This is a genomic window from Streptomyces sp. NPDC059897, assembly GCF_042730865.1.
Lineage (GTDB): Bacteria > Actinomycetota > Actinomycetes > Streptomycetales > Streptomycetaceae > Streptomyces.
Genome location: NZ_JBHWKQ010000065.1, coordinates 15867 through 31405, shown reverse-complemented (window position 1 = coordinate 31405; position 15539 = coordinate 15867). Strand labels below are relative to the sequence as shown.

Genomic DNA, 15539 nt, shown 5'->3' with positions numbered 1-15539 from the left:
TTCCGCCAGGGGCGCGGGGAACTGCGCACCCCAGCCCCGCCGAACCGCACCCGCCGGGGTGGTGCTTCCCCGCTTCCGCCAGGGGCGCGGGGAACTGCGCACCCCAGCCCCGCCGAACCGCACCCGCCGGGGTGGTGCTTCCCCGCTTCCGCCAGGGGCGCGGGGAACCGCGCACCCCAGCCCCGCCGAACCGCACCCGCCGGGGTGGCGCTTCCCCGCTTCCGCCAGGGGCGCGAGGAACTGCGCACCCCAACCCCGCCCGACCCCCACCGGCAGGTGACCGCACCCCGCCCGCCCGCGGCCCCCCCGACCCCCCGTCAGAAACCCTCAAACGCGGCCCGATCCCACCCTTCGGAGTGACCCGCGGCGCGTTAGGCACCCTCCCCGCGCGACCCCAAATAGCGTCCAGTAGGGTTTGGTCCGCATAAACATCCAAACCCCTGCCCGTGTGCCAGGGCGGCGAGCGACCAGCGAGATGGCGGCCGTAGCCAACCAAAGAGCGCGGGCGAGACTCTCGGGAAGGCGCTACGTGAGTCCCAACGGCTCCGACCGCTCGTCGCGGCGCCCGATGCGGCGGAAGCTGCCGCAGGTGCTGACTGCGGGCCTGATCCTGGTAACCGCTACCGGTTGCACATACAAGGACTTCCCTCGTCTTGGTATGCCCACTCCGGTGACGGAGGAGGCCCCTAGGATCCTCTCCCTCTGGCAGGGCTCGTGGGCGGCAGCGCTCGCCACGGGCGTGCTGGTGTGGGGTCTGATCCTGTGGAGTGTCATCTTCCACCGGCGCAGCCGCACCAAGATCGAGGTTCCAACTCAGACGCGGTACAACATGCCGCTCGAGGCGCTGTACACGGTTGTTCCGCTGATCATCGTGTCGGTCCTCTTCTACTTCACCGCGCGCGACGAGTCGAAGCTCCTGAAGCTCGAAGACAAGCCCGCGCACACCGTCAACGTGGTCGGCTACCAGTGGAGCTGGGGCTTCAACTACGTCGAGAACGTGCCGGGTGTCGACGGTGACGCCAAGAGCTCCAAGGAGCTCTCGGCGATCCCGAAGCGCTTCAAGGACGACTTCCCGGCGAACGCCGGCGGTGTCTACGAGGTCGGTACTCCTGGCGAGCGGAACCCGCAGACCAACAACCCCGGCCCGACCCTCTGGCTCCCCAAGGGCGAGAAGGTCCGCTTCGTTCTCACTTCGCGTGACGTCATCCACTCCTTCTGGGTGGTGCCGTTCCTGATGAAGCAGGACGTCATTCCGGGCCACACCAACTCCTTCGAGGTGACCCCCAACAAGGAGGGGACCTTCCTGGGCAAGTGCGCCGAGCTCTGCGGCGTCGACCACTCCCGGATGCTGTTCAACGTGAAGGTCGTCTCTCCTGAGCGCTACCAGCAGCACCTCAAGGACCTCGCGAAGAAGGGGCAGACCGGTTACGTCCCGGCTGGCATCGCCCAGACGGACCACGAGAAGGACCGGGAGACGAAGAACCTGTGAGCATCCTCAACGAACCCCAGGGTGCCGCGGCAGCAAGCGACTCGTACGAGAACGAGCTGCCGGCCCGACCCAAGAGCCCAGGCTCGACGGTGATCAAGTGGCTCACCACCACTGACCACAAGACCATCGGCACGCTCTATCTGGTCACGTCGTTCGCGTTCTTCTGCATCGGCGGAGTCATGGCGCTCTTCATGCGCGCCGAACTCGCCCGCCCCGGCACGCAGATCATGTCGAACGAGCAGTTCAACCAGGCGTTCACGATGCACGGCACGATCATGCTGCTGATGTTCGCGACGCCGCTGTTCTCCGGCTTCGCGAACTGGATCATGCCGCTCCAGATCGGTGCCCCCGACGTCGCGTTCCCGCGACTGAACATGTTCGCCTACTGGCTGTACCTGTTCGGCTCGCTCATCGCGGTGGGTGGCTTCCTCACGCCGCAGGGCGCCGCCGACTTCGGCTGGTTCGCCTACAGCCCGCTGTCGGACGCGGTCCGCTCGCCGGGCATCGGCGCCGACATGTGGATCATGGGTCTGGCCTTCTCCGGCTTCGGCACGATCCTCGGCTCGGTCAACTTCATCACCACGATCATCTGCATGCGCGCTCCCGGCATGACGATGTTCCGCATGCCGATCTTCGTGTGGAACGTGCTGCTGACCGGTGTGCTGGTCCTGCTCGCCTTCCCGGTGCTCGCCGCCGCGCTGTTCGCCCTGGAGGCGGACCGCAAGTTCGGTGCCCAGGTATTCAATGCCAGTAATGGCGGCGCATTGCTCTGGCAACACCTCTTCTGGTTCTTCGGACACCCAGAGGTGTACATCATCGCCCTGCCATTCTTCGGAATCATTTCCGAAGTGATCCCGGTCTTCTCGCGCAAGCCGATGTTCGGCTACTCCGGCCTCATCGGCGCGACGATCGCGATCGCCGGCCTCTCCGTGACGGTGTGGGCGCACCACATGTACGTCACCGGTGGCGTGCTCCTGCCGTTCTTCTCCTTCATGACGTTCCTGATCGCCGTGCCAACGGGCGTGAAGTTCTTCAACTGGATCGGCACGATGTGGAAGGGCTCGCTGTCCTTCGAGACACCGATGCTCTGGACGATCGGCTTCCTGATCACCTTCACCTTCGGTGGTCTGACGGGCGTCATCCTGGCGGCCCCGCCGCTCGACTTCCACGTCTCGGACTCGTACTTCGTGGTGGCGCACTTCCACTACGTGGTGTTCGGCACCGTGGTCTTCGCGATGTTCGCCGGCTTCCACTTCTGGTGGCCGAAGATGACCGGCAAGATGCTCGACGAGCGCCTTGGCAAGATCACCTTCTGGACGCTGTTCATCGGCTTCCACGGCACGTTCCTGGTGCAGCACTGGCTGGGCGTCGAGGGCATGCCGCGTCGTTACGCGGACTACCTCGCGGCCGACGGCTTCACCGCGCTGAACACGATCTCGACGATCTCCTCGTTCCTGCTGGGCCTGTCGATCCTGCCGTTCTTCTACAACGTCTGGAAGACCGCCAAGTACGGCAAGAAGATCGAGGTCGACGACCCGTGGGGCTACGGCCGTTCGCTCGAGTGGGCGACGTCCTGCCCGCCGCCGCGGCACAACTTCCTCACGCTGCCGCGCATTCGCTCGGAATCCCCGGCCTTCGACCTCCACCACCCGGAGATCGCCGCGCTGGACCAGCTGGAGAACGCCGGACACGGCGACAAGGCTCTTGCTAAGGAGGCCGGCAAGTGAAGGTCCAAGGCAAGATGTTCATCTGGCTGAGCCTCTTCATCCTGATCATGGCCGGTGTCTACGGCGTGTGGTCGAAGGAGCCGGTCGGAACCACGGCACTCTTCCTGTCGTTCGGCCTCTGCATCATGATCGGCTACTACCTGGCCTTCACGGCCCGGCGTGTCGACACCGGTGCCCAGGACAACAAGGAGGCCGACGTCGCGGACGACGCCGGCGAGGTGGGCTTCTTCAGCCCGCACTCCTGGCAGCCGCTCTCGCTGGCGGTCGGCGGCGCGCTCGCGTTCCTCGCCGTGGCGATCGGCTGGTGGCTGCTGTACTTCTCGGCCCCGATCATCCTGTTCGGCCTGTGGGGCTGGGTCTTCGAGTACTACCGCGGTGAGAACCAGAACCAGTAGCACTCGCTGCCGGTACTGAACTTCCGTATCCGAAGGGCCCGGACACTCCTGAGGGAGTGTCCGGGCCCTTCGGCGTGTCGCGCGTTGCCCCGTGCGGCTCACTCGCCGCGCTGGACCGGGCGTTCCTTCTTACGGTGAGTTCATGAACCACTCACCGCGTATCCGTACGGTTCTGGGCTGCACCGTGCTGGTGGCCGCACTCGGTGCGAGCACAGCGGCATGCGGCAACTCCAGCCACCCGCTCTCCGCCAAGCCGTACGACGCGGCGAGCCAGATCTCCTTCAACGGTCCCGCGGGCGGCGCCAAGAAGGCCGACCCGGACAAGCCGCTGGAAGTCACCGCCGAGGGCGACGAGTCCCGGATCACCGACGTCACCGCCCAGGACGCCGTGGGCCGCCACGTCGCGGGCGAACTCTCCGCCGACGGCACGAGATGGCACACCACCGCCCCGCTGACGGCGAACACCCATTACACGGTGCGGGTGAGCACAGAGGACGAGGACGGCGGACCCGGCCGCAAGGTCCTGGGCTTCGACACGGGCCGCCCGGAGAAGGAGAAGGCCCTCAGGGTCACGTTCGGCCCGCAGAAGGGCACATACGGCGTCGGACAGCCCATCACGGCCGAACTCAACAAGCCGGTACGGGACGAGAAGTCCCGCGCGCTGGTCGAGCGCTCCCTGCGGGTCGACTCCAAGCCCGCCGTGGACGGCTCCTGGTACTGGGTGGACAGCACCGAACTGCACTACCGCCCCAAGGAGTACTGGCCCACCCAGGCGAAGATCACCGCCACCAGCAGGCTGGAGGGCGTGAAGGTCAGGGACGGGCTGTGGGGCGGCAGCTCCAAGCCGCTGACCATCAGTACGGGTGACCGGATCGTGGCCGTCACCGACGCCTCCGCGCACTCCATGACGGTCTACCGCAACGGCAAGGAGATCAACTCCATGCCGGTCACCACGGGCAAGGCCGGCTTCGAGACCCGCAACGGCGTCAAGGTGGTGCTCGGCAAGGAGTACTACGTACGGATGCGGGGCGAGACGATCGGCATCTCCGAGGGGTCCTCGGACTCGTACGACCTGCCGGTGTACTACGCGACCCGCGTCACCTGGAGCGGCGAGTACGTGCACGCCGCGCCCTGGTCCGTCGGCTCGCAGGGCTCCGCGAACGTCAGCCACGGCTGCACCGGCATGAGCACGAACAACGCCGCCTGGTTCTACGACACCGTGCGCCAGGGCGACATCGTGAAGGTCGTCAACAGCTACGGCTCCGACATGGACCCGTTCGGCAACGGCTTCGGCGACTGGAACGTCAGCTGGAAGAAGTGGCAGGCGGGCAGCGCCCTCACCAAGAAGGCCGACAAGCCCGACCCGGCCCAGCAGGCACGCCTCAGCCCCCAGGTCTGAGCCCGCCCGACAAGATCAACGGTGTGACTTCCGACTCCCGTGCGCCGCCGGCGTACGGGAGTCGGCGTGTGTGCCGGACGGTGCGCGAGGGGCCTTGTCAGGCGCCCACGGCGAGCCGGGAGCGCAGCAGGGAGGCGAGGGCCTCGGCGAACTCCACGGGCTCCACAGGGAGCGTCACAGCGGCCTCCGCGCGGCTCCACGTCGCCAGCCACGCGTCCTGCGGGCGGCCGATCAGGAGCAGCACCGGCGGGCAGTGGAAGATCTCGTCCTTGATCTGCCGGCACACGCCCATGCCGCCCGCGGGAGCGGCCTCGCCGTCCAGGACGCAGACGTCGATCCCGCCGCGGTCCAGCTCCTTCAGGACGGCCGGAAGCGTGGCGCACTCGATGAACTGCACCTCGGGGACGTCGGCAGCGGGCCGCCGGCCGGTCGCGAGGCGCACCTGCTCGCGGGTGTTGGCGTCGTCGCTGTAGACCAGAACCGTCGCGGTCGACTGCATCGTTCCTCCGAAGACATCGGCGTCTTAAGGCGTCGTACGGTGATCCGTGCCGCGGAGCCTACTCCTCCCGACACCCCGTCAACACCGGTTCGCACACGGCTCCGATGGGCCATATGGGCTGGACACACCCCTCAGACACTCCGAACGGCACCCCCCGGAGTGAGGGCGAGATAAGCGACCGACATAATGTCGGTCGTGGCGACAGCAACGACAGTAGAAACCGGGCACGCGCACCCGTCGGTCAATCGACCGAACCTCACCAGCGTCGGAACCATCATCTGGCTGAGTTCCGAGCTGATGTTCTTCGCGGCCCTCTTCGCGATGTACTTCACCCTGCGATCGGTGACCGGACCGGATCACTGGAAGGAAATGGCGCATGCGCTGAATCTTCCGTTCTCCGCGACGAACACCACGATCCTGGTGCTCTCCTCACTCACGTGCCAGATGGGCGTGTTCGCCGCTGAGCGCGGCGACGTGAAGAAGCTCCGGTCGTGGTTCATCGTCACCTTCATCATGGGTGCGATCTTCATCGGCGGTCAGGTCTACGAGTACACCGAGCTGGTCAAGAAGGACGGGCTCTCGCTCTCCTCCGACCCGTACGGCTCGGTGTTCTACCTGACCACCGGCTTCCACGGCATGCACGTGACAGGTGGCCTCATCGCCTTCCTGTTCGTCCTCGGCAGGACGTACGCCGCCCGGAGGTTCACCCACCATCAGGCGACGGCCGCCATCGTCGTGTCCTATTACTGGCACTTCGTCGACGTCGTCTGGATCGGCCTCTTCGCCACGATCTACCTGATCAAGTAGTTCGACGATCACAGCATCGGGCGAAGAACCCGACACATTTCCGCAGCACCGACGCAGAAGATCCTGACACCGGGGTAATCCGTGAAAAAGCTCTCCGCACGACGACGCCATCCGCTGGCGGCGGTCGTCGTCCTACTCCTCGCGCTGGCGGCCACCGGGGGGCTGTACGCCGCGTTCGCACCCGCGGACAAGGCGCAGGCCGATGAAACCGCCCAGTCCCTCGCCATCGACGAGGGCAAGAAGCTCTACTCCGTCGGCTGCGCCAGCTGCCACGGAACCGGCGGTCAGGGCACCTCCGACGGGCCGAGCCTCGTGGGCGTCGGCTCCGCCGCCGTCGACTTCCAGGTCGGCACCGGTCGTATGCCGGCCCAGCAGCCGGGCGCGCAGGTCCCGAGGAAGAAGAACATCTACTCGCAGGCCGAGATCGACCAGCTCGCGGCGTACGTCGCGTCGCTGGGCGCGGGTCCGGTCACGCCGACCGAGAAGGACTACAGCGCCAACGGCGCGGACATCGCCAAGGGTGGCGACCTGTTCCGCACCAACTGCGCCCAGTGCCACAACTTCACCGGTGAGGGTGGCGCGCTGACACACGGCAAGTTCGCGCCGAGCCTCGAGGGTGTGGCCCCGAAGCACATCTACGAGGCCATGCAGACCGGCCCGCAGAACATGCCGTCGTTCCCGGACACGACGATGACCAAGCAGAACAAGAAGGACATCATCGCGTACCTCGACGCGGTCAACGGTGACGAGACCGAGAGCCCCGGTGGACTCAAGCTGGGCGGGCTCGGCCCGGTCAGTGAGGGTCTGTTCGCCTGGATCTTCGGCCTTGGCGGTCTGATCGCCGTCGCCATCTGGGTTGCCGCTCGGACCGCAAAGGCCAAGAAGTCATGAGTAGCCAAGACATTCCAGAAGAGAACCTGCCCACTGAGCAGGCAGCCGAGGAGCACGGCTCGGTCGCGGTGAAGGACGAGCCCTTCACGGACCCGGGTCTGCCGCCCCACGAGCACCGGATCCAGGACATCGACGAGCGGGCCGCCAAGCGGTCCGAGCGCGTCGTCGCCTTCCTGTTCATGGTGTCGATGCTGGCGACCGTCGGATTCATCGCCTCGTACGTCACCATCGACGTCGATACGAGCGTCTACATCTTCCCGCTGGGTCACATCAGCGCGCTGAACTTCGCGCTGGGCATGACCCTCGGTGTGGCGCTGTTCTGCATCGGCGCGGGCGCGGTCCACTGGGCCCGCACCCTGATGTCCGACGAAGAGGTCATCCAGGAGCGCCACCCGATCGAGGCGGAGCCCGAGGTCAAGGCGAAGGTCCTGCAGGACTTCGCCGACGGTGCCCGCGAGTCGCAGTTCGGCCGGCGCAAGCTGATCCGCAACACCCTGTTCGGCGCTCTCGCGCTGGTGCCCCTCTCCGGTGTGGTGCTGCTTCGTGACCTCGGGCCGCTGCCCGAGAAGAAGCTGCGCACCACGTCGTGGAAGAAGGGGATCACGCTCGTCAACATGAACACGGACGAGCCGCTGCTGCCTTCGGACATCGCGGTCGGCTCGCTCACGTTCGCCAAGCCCGAGGGCCTGGACGAGCACGATCACGACTTCCAGACGAACATCGCCAAGGACGCCCTGATGCTCGTCCGGATCCAGCCGGAGAACATCAAGGACAAGCAGGAACTCGAGTGGTCCCACGAGGGCATCGTGGCCTACTCGAAGATCTGCACCCACGTCGGTTGTCCGATCTCGCTGTACGAGCAGCAGACGCACCACGCTCTGTGCCCGTGCCACCAGTCCACCTTCGACCTCTCCGACGGCGCCCGGGTGATCTTCGGTCCTGCCGGTCACGCGCTGCCGCAGCTGCGCATCGGCGTCAACGAAGAGGGTCACCTCGAGGCGCTGAGCGAATTCGCTGAGCCCGTCGGTCCTGCCTTCTGGGAGCGCGGATGAGTACTACGACCACGAACGACGCGCCTGCGCGCGAGAAGGCACCGGCCGGCGAGCGTGTAGCCGACTGGGCCGACGGACGTCTGGGGATCTACTCCCTGGCCAAGTCCAACATGCGCAAGATCTTTCCGGACCACTGGTCCTTCATGCTCGGCGAGATCTGCATGTACAGCTTCATCATCATCATCCTCACGGGTGTGTATCTGACGCTGTTCTTCCACCCGTCGATGAACGAGGTCACCTACGAAGGCAGCTACGTCCCGCTCCAGGGGCAGCTGATGTCGGAGGCCTTCAACTCGACCATGCACATCTCCTTCGATGTGCGCGGTGGCCTGCTGATCCGTCAGATCCACCACTGGGCCGCGCTGATCTTCCTCGCGGGCATGTTCGTGCACATGATGCGCGTGTTCTTCACGGGTGCGTTCCGCAAGCCGCGTGAGGTCAACTGGGTCTTCGGCTTCCTGCTGTTCGTCCTGGGCATGTTCACCGGCTTCACCGGTTACTCGCTCCCGGACGACCTGCTCTCCGGCACCGGTGTCCGCTTCATGGAGGGCGCGATCCTGTCCGTGCCGATCGTCGGCACGTACATGTCGTTCTTCCTCTTCGGCGGCGAGTTCCCCGGCGGCGACTTCGTCGCGCGGTTCTACTCGATCCACATCCTGCTGTTGCCGGGCATCATGCTCGGCCTGATGGCGGCGCACCTGATCCTGGTCTTCTACCACAAGCACACGCAGTTCGCGGGTGCCGGCAAGACCAACAAGAACGTCGTCGGAATGCCGCTGCTCCCGGTCTACATGGCCAAGGCGGGTGGCTTCTTCTTCCTGGTCTTCGGCGTCATCGCGGTGGTCGCGGCGATCGCCACGATCAACCCGATCTGGGCCATCGGTCCGTACCGCCCGGATCAGGTGGGCACGGGAGCCCAGCCGGACTGGTACATGGGCTTCTCCGAAGGCCTGATCCGAGTGATGCCGGGCTGGGAGATCGACTTCTGGGGTCACACGCTCGTCCTGGGCGTGGCCATCCCGCTGGTCGTGATCTTCCCGCTGGTCCTGGTCGCGATCGCGGTCTACCCGTTCATCGAGGCCTGGGTCACCGGCGACAAGCGCGAGCACCACATCCTGGACCGCCCGCGCAACGCTCCGACGCGTACGGCCTTCGGTGTCGCGTGGATCACCTGGTACATGGTGATGCTCATCGGTGGCGGCAACGACCTCTGGGCGACGCACTTCCACCTGTCGATCAATGCGATCACCTGGTTCGTCCGGATCGCGTTCTTCGTCGGCCCGGTCATCGCCTTCATCGTCACCAAGCGGATCTGCCTCGGCCTCCAGCGCCGCGACAAGGACAAGGTGCTGCACGGGCGCGAGTCCGGCATCATCAAGCGCCTGCCGCACGGTGAGTTCGTCGAGGTGCACGAGCCGCTCGACCAGGAGGCCCTGCACACGCTCACGGCGCACGAGCAGTACGCGCCGGTCGAGCTCGGCCCGACGGTCGACGAGAACGGTGTCGAGCGCAAGGTCACGCGGCTGCAGAAGCTGCGCGGCAAGCTCTCGCGCGGTTACTACGGGGAGAACAACCAGATCCCGAAGCCGACCGCCGAGGAGTACAAGGAGATCACCAGCGGCCACGGCCACCACTGATCTCTGAACCGTCGCTGTAAGCCACAGCGGGAGCCCTCGTCCATTGCCTGGACGGGGGCTCTTTGCGGTCCCGGGACCTGGATAGGGTGGGGCCGCAGCACCTTTCACCCACAGATGCACACAGGAGCGGCCATGAGCGCTTTGAACCCCGCTGGAGGCAATACCGCGGCGGGCCGTTCCTGGCCCGCCGTCCTGAACGGCCTGCTCGAAGGCCGCGACCAGAGCGCCGACGACACCGCGTGGGCGATGGACCGGATCATGCGGGGCGAGGCCACCGACGCGCAGATCGCCGGGTTCGCCGTCGCGCTGCGCGCCAAGGGCGAGACCGTGCAGGAGATCTCCGGTCTCGTACGCGGCATGTACGAGCACGCCAACGTGATCGAGGTGCCCGGCGAGACCGTCGACATCGTCGGCACCGGCGGCGACGGCGCCAAGACGGTCAACATCTCCACGATGTCCGCGATCGTCGTCGCGGGCGCAGGGGCCAAGGTCGTCAAGCACGGCAACCGGGCCGCCTCCTCCGCCTCGGGCTCCTCCGACGTACTGGAGAAGCTGGGCGTCAATCTCGACCTGTCGCCGAAGCGGGTGCCCGAGGTCGCCGAGGAAGCCGGCATCACGTTCTGCTTCGCCATCAAGTTCCACCCGGCGCTGCGCTACGCGGGCGCCGCGCGCGGCCAGCTCGGCATCCGCACGGTGTTCAACCTGCTGGGCCCGCTGACCAACCCGGCCAAGGTGAAGGCGCAGGCCGTCGGCGTCGCCGATGCCCGGATGGCGCCGATCGTGGCGGGGGTCTTCGCCGAGCGCGGCAACTCGTCCCTGGTGTTCCGCGGCGACGACGGGCTCGACGAGCTGACCACCACCGGGACCTCGCGCGTGTGGGTGGTGCGCGACGGCGCCGTGCGCGAGGAGTCCTTCGACCCGCGCGACGTCGGCATCGACATCGTGCCCATCGAGGCGCTGCGCGGCGGCGACCCCTCGTTCAACGCCGAGGTCGCGAGGCGGCTCCTCGACGGCGAGCGGGGGCCCGTGCGCGACGCGGTGCTGCTGAACTCGGCGGCGGCGCTCGTGGCCGTGCGGCCGGGCGAGGGCACGCTCGTCGAGCAGATCCGGGCCGGCATGGACCGGGCCGCCGAGTCGATCGACTCCGGCGCGGCGAAGGCCGCCCTGGAGCGGTGGGTGGCGGCCAGCAACCGGTAGCCGCGTACGAGATGTGACGCAGGGCGCAGTCCAGATTTTGGACTGCGCCCTTGCCGTTCCTGAGACGTGTGGCAGGATGCTCTCCAAGGTCATGAGTGACAGCGCTGTGTTAATCCACTGCAGAAGGCCCCAGCCCGCTGTCCGGCAACCCTCCGTCCGTGGCGGGGTGCCCTGGGTGAAGACCAGGCCGTACGCAGCAAGGCGTATGGCAAGCGCGGACCCCTCGCAACCCTGGGGTCCTGGTCCTCAAGGGAGCAGTCTCGTGAGCAAGCGAATGCGATAGGGCGTTCCGGCCCCGCCTCCGCGTACCCGCTGTACTGACATTCACAGCATCTTTCTTTCCATGCCGTAGAGCTCTGTCGTCCAGAGCTCCGGCGTGGTCAATTCGCTTACCGCGCCAGGGAGTTCACCCATGTCTGTTTCCGTCGACGCCGCCGCCTGTACCGAGACCATCGCCCCGCTCCCCGTCCTCGGCCGGGACGTCACCGTGCCGCTCGTCACCGGTGGCGAGGTCACCTACGCCGCCCTCGACTACGCGGCCAGCGCGCCCGCCCTGCAGCGGGTGTGGGACGACGTCGCCGCCTACGCGCCGTACTACGGCAGCGTGCACCGCGGTGCCGGGTACCTCTCGCAGCTGTCCACCGACCTGTTCGAGAACTCCCGGGCCGCCGTCGCCGAGTTCCTCGGCTGCCGGGAGGGCGACCAGGTCGTCTTCACCCGGTCCACCACCGACTCGCTGAACCTGCTCGCCGCCGCGCTGCCCGCCGACTGCCAGGTGTTCGTCTACGAGACCGAGCACCACGCCTCGCTGCTGCCGTGGCGGGACGCGCGGGTCACGTACCTCAACGCGCCCCGTACGCCCGGCGAGGCCGTCGACACGCTGGAGCGCGCCCTCGCCGAGCGCGACCCCTACGGACCCGCCCTCGTCTGCGTCACCGGTGCCTCCAACGTCACCGGTGAACTCTGGCCGGTGCGCGAGCTCGCGGCGGCCGCTCACGCGCACGGTGCCCGCATCGTGCTCGACGCCGCGCAGCTCGCGCCCCATCACCCCGTCTCCGTCCAGGACCTGGACGTCGACTGGGTCGCCTTCTCCGGGCACAAGCTGTACGCCCCGTTCGGCTCGGGCGTGCTCGCGGGCCGCTCCGACTGGCTGACGGCCGCCGAGCCGTACCTCGCGGGCGGCGGCGCCTCGAAGAAGGTCGCGCGGCGCGTGGACGGCGGGGTCGACGTCGAGTGGCAGACCACCGCGGCCCGCCACGAGGCCGGTTCCCCGAACGTCATCGGCGTGTACTCCATCGCCTCCGCCTGCAAGGCGCTCACCGAGGCCGGGTTCGACAACCTCGTCGCCCGCGAGCAGTACCTGATCCGCAAGGTCCAGGACGGGCTCGCCCAGGTGCCCGAGGTGAAGGTGCTGTCCCTGTTCGGCGACGACGCGCCGCGCGTGGGCGTCCTCTCGTTCGTCGTCGACGGCTGGAACTCCTCGCACTTCGCCGCCGCGCTCTCCGCCGAGTACGGCATCGGGGTCCGCGACGGCCTGTTCTGCGCCCACCCGCTGGTGCGCACGCTGCTCGGCTCGGACCCGCAGCAGCAGGGCGAGTGCGGCGCCCCGGAGGCCGCGCCGGGCGAGAAGTCGCTCAACGCCATCCGTGTCAGCTTCGGAGCCGGCACCCCCGACGAGCACGTGGAGCGGTTCGTGTCCGCCGTGACGGAGCTCGTGCGGGACGGTGCGCGGTGGAACTACCGCACCGAGGACGGGCGCTGCGTGCCGGACACCGCGAGCGCCTGAACCGGTTGCCGTCCCCCGGGCAGGCGGCTGCCCAGCAGGATCATCCGCAGGGCCCGCTCGGTGGCGTCCGTGAGGAACTCGCCGCCCCGGCCCAGCGCCTCCGCGAGCGACACCGGTGCCGGCAGGATCGAGCTGTAGGCGTCGACCCCGGTCGCCGTCACCGTGTGCGCGCCGTCCCCGATGGTGCCCGCGAGGGCGAGGACCGGGCGGTTGAACCGCTTGGCGCGGCGGGCCACTTCGGCGGGCACCTTGCCGCGCGGCGTCTGGTGGTCGAGGGCGCCCTCGGCGGTGACGACCAGGTCGGCGCGGGCGAGCCGGGAGTCCAGGTCGAGGTGGTCGAGGAGCACGTCGAAGCGGGGCAGGAGCTGCGCGCCGAGCGCCGCGAGACCCGCGCCGAGCCCGCCGGACGCGCCGGTGCCGGGGCCCGCGAACAGGTCGGTGCGTACATCCAGATCACGCATCAGGACGTGCGCCCAGTGTTCGAGGGCGGCCGCCAACTGCTCGACCTGCGTGGGCGTCGCGCCCTTCTGCGGGCCGAACACGCGGGCCACGCCGCGCTCCCCGCACAGCACGTTGAACGGATTGCACGCCACCCGGATCTCGGTCTCCTTCAGGCGCGGGTCGAGGCCGCTCGGGTCGATGCGCCGCAGATGCGCCAACTCCCGCCCGCCGAGCGGGATTTGCAGATCGTCCGCGTCGAGCAGCCGGGCGCCGAGCGCTTGCAGCGCGCCCGCGCCGCCGTCCGAGGTGCCGGAGTCGCCGCAGCCCACCAGGATGCGGCGGGAGCCCGCGTCGAGGGCCGCGCGGATCAGCTCGCCGACCCCGTACGTCGTCGTGGCGCCGGGGTCGCGCAGCTCGCGGGGGACGAGCGAGAGCCCGGCCACGGCCGCCATCTCGACGACCGCGGTGCCATCGGGCAGCAGCGCGAAGTGCGTGCCGACGCGCTCGCCGACCGGGCCCGTCGCGGGCAGCGCCACCAGGCGTCCGCCGCTCTCGGCGGCCAGCGCGCGGGCCGTGCCCTCGCCGCCGTCCACGAGGGGGATCAGGTCGGTCTCGGCGTCCGGCACCACGCGGCGTACACCGGCGGCGATGGCCTCGGCCGCGGCGCCCGCGGACAGGGACTCCTTGAAGCCGCTGGGGGCGATGGCGAAGTGGGTCAGCATCATGGTCTCCAAGGTGGATTCAGCGGACGGGCACGCCGAGCAGCGGCCACAGGGTGAGCGCGCAGAGCAGTACGGCGGCGGCCGTCAGCGGGGCCAGGACCGCGGACAGGCGCAGCAGGTCGCGCGGGGTGTAGGTAGGGGTGCCGGGTATGTCGGCGAAGAGCGTCACCGGCTTCGCGGACGCGGGCAGCGTGTGGCAGAAGCCCGCGGCGGCGGTGGACGCGAGGGCTGCGGCGACCGGGTTGACGCCCGCGCCGATCGCCGCCGCCACGACGAGCGGGACGAGTACGGAGGAGCGGGCCGAGCGGGACTGCAGGACCAGGTGCGCGGCGGTGCTCACCGCGATCACCACGGCGAGGAACAACCACGGCGGCAGATCCAGCGGGACCCCGCCGACCAGCCACTTCGCGGCGCCCGACTCGGCGAGCGCGACGCCCATCGCCATCGTGGCCGCCATGAAGAGCAGCAGTGACCAGGGCACGGTCTTGAGCGCGTCCTTGAGGTGGACGGTGCCGAGCGCGGGGGAGGCCGCGACGACCGCGCCGATCAGCGCGACGACGGCGGGCGGCACCTGGTGCAGCGGTTCGCTGCACCACAGGGCGACCACCGTGGCGAGCAGCAGGGCGCAGCGCGTCTCGGCCGGCTCCCACGCCCCGGTCACCGGCTTCTCGCTGTGCTCCTGGAGGTCGTCCATGGTGATCCGCACCGGACCCTTGCGGTCCGCGCGCCGCGTCGTCGTCAGGAGCACGGCCTCCGCCGCCAGATGGGACGAGGCGATGGCGAGTGGCAGGCCGAGCAGCAGCCACTGGGTGAAGCCGATCCGGTCGCCCGTCGCCTCCCACAGCACGGACACCGTGATGAGGTGCGCGCCGGCGCCGATCAGTGTGGCCACGGCGGAGAGCAGGATGACCGTGGGGAAGAGCAGGGCCAGCATCACGACGAGCCGCCGCCGGTCGGCGAGCACCTTCGCGAGGGCCAGGAAGACGGGCAGCGCGAGCGCGGCGCGCCCCGACGTGGCGGGCACCGCGAAGGCCGTGACCACCAGGGCGGCGGTCGTCAGATGCGTCAGCTGCCGTACGCTGCGGGCCCCGCTGACCAGGAACGCCGCCGCCCGTCCCGCGAGGCCGGTGCGGGCCACGGCGGCGGCGAGCACGAACGCGCAGATCAGCAGCCACACCGTCTCGTCGCCGAGGGTGCCGAAGAGGGTCTCGCTGCTGATCACGCCCGTCGCGGTGAGCGCGAGGCCCGCGCCGAGCGCGATGTACGTGTCGTCGATCGACGTGCCGATCCACGCGCAGGTCGCGAGGGCGAACACGGCGAGCGTGAGCCGGGCGTCGCCGGTCAGGCCGGGGAAGTTGCCGGGGACCACGAGCAGCGCGCAGATGCTGAGGGCGATGCACAGGGTCGCGGCGTTGCGGAGGTTCAGGGTCACGCTGAACAGCGTGGTGCGGGGCGGTGAGCCCTCAATGAGCCGTAAATGAAAGGAAATTCACGGAC

The 15539-nt window shown here is 68.6% G+C and carries 13 protein-coding genes and 1 riboswitch; of the genes, 10 read left to right on the top strand and 3 right to left on the bottom strand.

What is annotated here, in order from left to right:
* The first annotated feature begins 529 nt into the window (after positions 1-529).
* From coxB to ACFV9W_RS37480, 4 genes are all read left to right on the top strand, one after another.
* Complete coding sequence (gene coxB / locus ACFV9W_RS37495) at positions 530-1489, top strand: cytochrome c oxidase subunit II (protein WP_385770285.1); 960 nt, start codon at positions 530-532, stop codon at positions 1487-1489.
* Positions 1486-3216 carry a cytochrome c oxidase subunit I gene (gene ctaD / locus ACFV9W_RS37490; protein WP_385770283.1) on the top strand — a complete coding sequence of 577 codons (1731 nt, stop codon included), beginning with the start codon at positions 1486-1488 and terminating at the stop codon, positions 3214-3216. Before coxB ends, ctaD begins: the two co-directional genes overlap by 4 nt.
* A complete protein-coding gene (locus ACFV9W_RS37485) occupies positions 3213-3611 on the top strand; it encodes a cytochrome c oxidase subunit 4 (protein ID WP_385770281.1) in 399 nt (132 codons plus the stop codon). The genes ctaD and ACFV9W_RS37485 overlap by 4 nt, the downstream gene beginning before the upstream one ends.
* Positions 3612-3753: 142 nt before the next feature.
* Complete coding sequence (locus ACFV9W_RS37480) at positions 3754-5010, top strand: Ig-like domain-containing protein (protein WP_385770279.1); 1257 nt, start codon at positions 3754-3756, stop codon at positions 5008-5010.
* A gap of 97 nt (positions 5011-5107) precedes the next feature.
* On the opposite strand, the gene ACFV9W_RS37475 is transcribed toward ACFV9W_RS37480, so the two are convergent.
* On the bottom strand, positions 5108-5509 hold the full coding sequence (locus ACFV9W_RS37475; protein WP_385770277.1) for a hypothetical protein: 402 nt from the start codon (positions 5507-5509) through the stop codon (positions 5108-5110).
* A 186-nt stretch (positions 5510-5695) separates the two neighbouring features.
* Here ACFV9W_RS37475 and ACFV9W_RS37470 point away from each other — a divergent pair, with 186 nt between their 5' ends.
* The 6 genes from ACFV9W_RS37470 to ACFV9W_RS37445 all read left to right on the top strand — a co-directional run bounded on the left by ACFV9W_RS37470 (position 5696) and on the right by ACFV9W_RS37445 (position 12879).
* Positions 5696-6316, top strand: a complete 621-nt coding sequence (locus ACFV9W_RS37470) for a heme-copper oxidase subunit III (protein WP_326014682.1) — start codon at positions 5696-5698, stop codon at positions 6314-6316.
* A gap of 81 nt (positions 6317-6397) precedes the next feature.
* Positions 6398-7207 (top strand): c-type cytochrome, encoded by an 810-nt coding sequence (locus tag ACFV9W_RS37465; protein WP_385770274.1) that lies wholly within the window; start codon positions 6398-6400, stop codon positions 7205-7207.
* Complete coding sequence (locus tag ACFV9W_RS37460; protein WP_385770272.1) at positions 7204-8259, top strand: Rieske 2Fe-2S domain-containing protein; 1056 nt, start codon at positions 7204-7206, stop codon at positions 8257-8259. The genes ACFV9W_RS37465 and ACFV9W_RS37460 overlap by 4 nt, the downstream gene beginning before the upstream one ends.
* Complete coding sequence (locus ACFV9W_RS37455; RefSeq protein WP_385770270.1) at positions 8256-9896, top strand: cytochrome bc complex cytochrome b subunit; 1641 nt, start codon at positions 8256-8258, stop codon at positions 9894-9896. The genes ACFV9W_RS37460 and ACFV9W_RS37455 overlap by 4 nt, the downstream gene beginning before the upstream one ends.
* A 132-nt stretch (positions 9897-10028) precedes the next feature.
* A complete protein-coding gene (trpD, locus tag ACFV9W_RS37450) occupies positions 10029-11093 on the top strand; it encodes an anthranilate phosphoribosyltransferase (RefSeq protein ID WP_385770268.1) in 1065 nt (354 codons plus the stop codon).
* Between the two features lie 87 nt (positions 11094-11180).
* Positions 11181-11314, top strand: a riboswitch (SAM riboswitch).
* Positions 11315-11505: 191 nt separating this feature from the next.
* Positions 11506-12879, top strand: a complete 1374-nt coding sequence (locus ACFV9W_RS37445; protein WP_385770266.1) for an aminotransferase class V-fold PLP-dependent enzyme — start codon at positions 11506-11508, stop codon at positions 12877-12879.
* Here ACFV9W_RS37445 and ACFV9W_RS37440 read toward each other — a convergent pair.
* Positions 12831-14042 carry a glycerate kinase gene (locus ACFV9W_RS37440; protein WP_385770297.1) on the bottom strand — a complete coding sequence of 404 codons (1212 nt, stop codon included), beginning with the start codon at positions 14040-14042 and terminating at the stop codon, positions 12831-12833. The two genes, ACFV9W_RS37445 and ACFV9W_RS37440, sit on opposite strands and share 49 nt — an antisense overlap.
* A gap of 19 nt (positions 14043-14061) precedes the next feature.
* Entirely contained in the window at positions 14062-15474 is a 1413-nt protein-coding gene (locus ACFV9W_RS37435) for an SLC13 family permease (RefSeq protein ID WP_385770264.1), read from the bottom strand.
* Positions 15475-15539: the final 65 nt, after the last annotated feature.

Bases quoted from the DNA above. Each gene is read 5' to 3' on its own strand.
- ACFV9W_RS37480 (WP_385770279.1), top strand. From the start codon at position 3,754: ATGAACCACTCACCGCGTATCCGTACGGTTCTGGGCTGCACCGTGCTG.
- ACFV9W_RS37475 (WP_385770277.1), bottom strand. From the start codon at position 5,509: ATGCAGTCGACCGCGACGGTTCTGGTCTACAGCGACGACGCCAACACC.
- ACFV9W_RS37455 (WP_385770270.1), top strand. From the start codon at position 8,256: ATGAGTACTACGACCACGAACGACGCGCCTGCGCGCGAGAAGGCACCG.
- trpD (WP_385770268.1), top strand. From the start codon at position 10,029: ATGAGCGCTTTGAACCCCGCTGGAGGCAATACCGCGGCGGGCCGTTCC.
- ACFV9W_RS37470 (WP_326014682.1), top strand. From the start codon at position 5,696: ATGTCGGTCGTGGCGACAGCAACGACAGTAGAAACCGGGCACGCGCAC.
- ACFV9W_RS37460 (WP_385770272.1), top strand. From the start codon at position 7,204: ATGAGTAGCCAAGACATTCCAGAAGAGAACCTGCCCACTGAGCAGGCA.
- ACFV9W_RS37445 (WP_385770266.1), top strand. From the start codon at position 11,506: ATGTCTGTTTCCGTCGACGCCGCCGCCTGTACCGAGACCATCGCCCCG.
- ACFV9W_RS37440 (WP_385770297.1), bottom strand. From the start codon at position 14,042: ATGCTGACCCACTTCGCCATCGCCCCCAGCGGCTTCAAGGAGTCCCTG.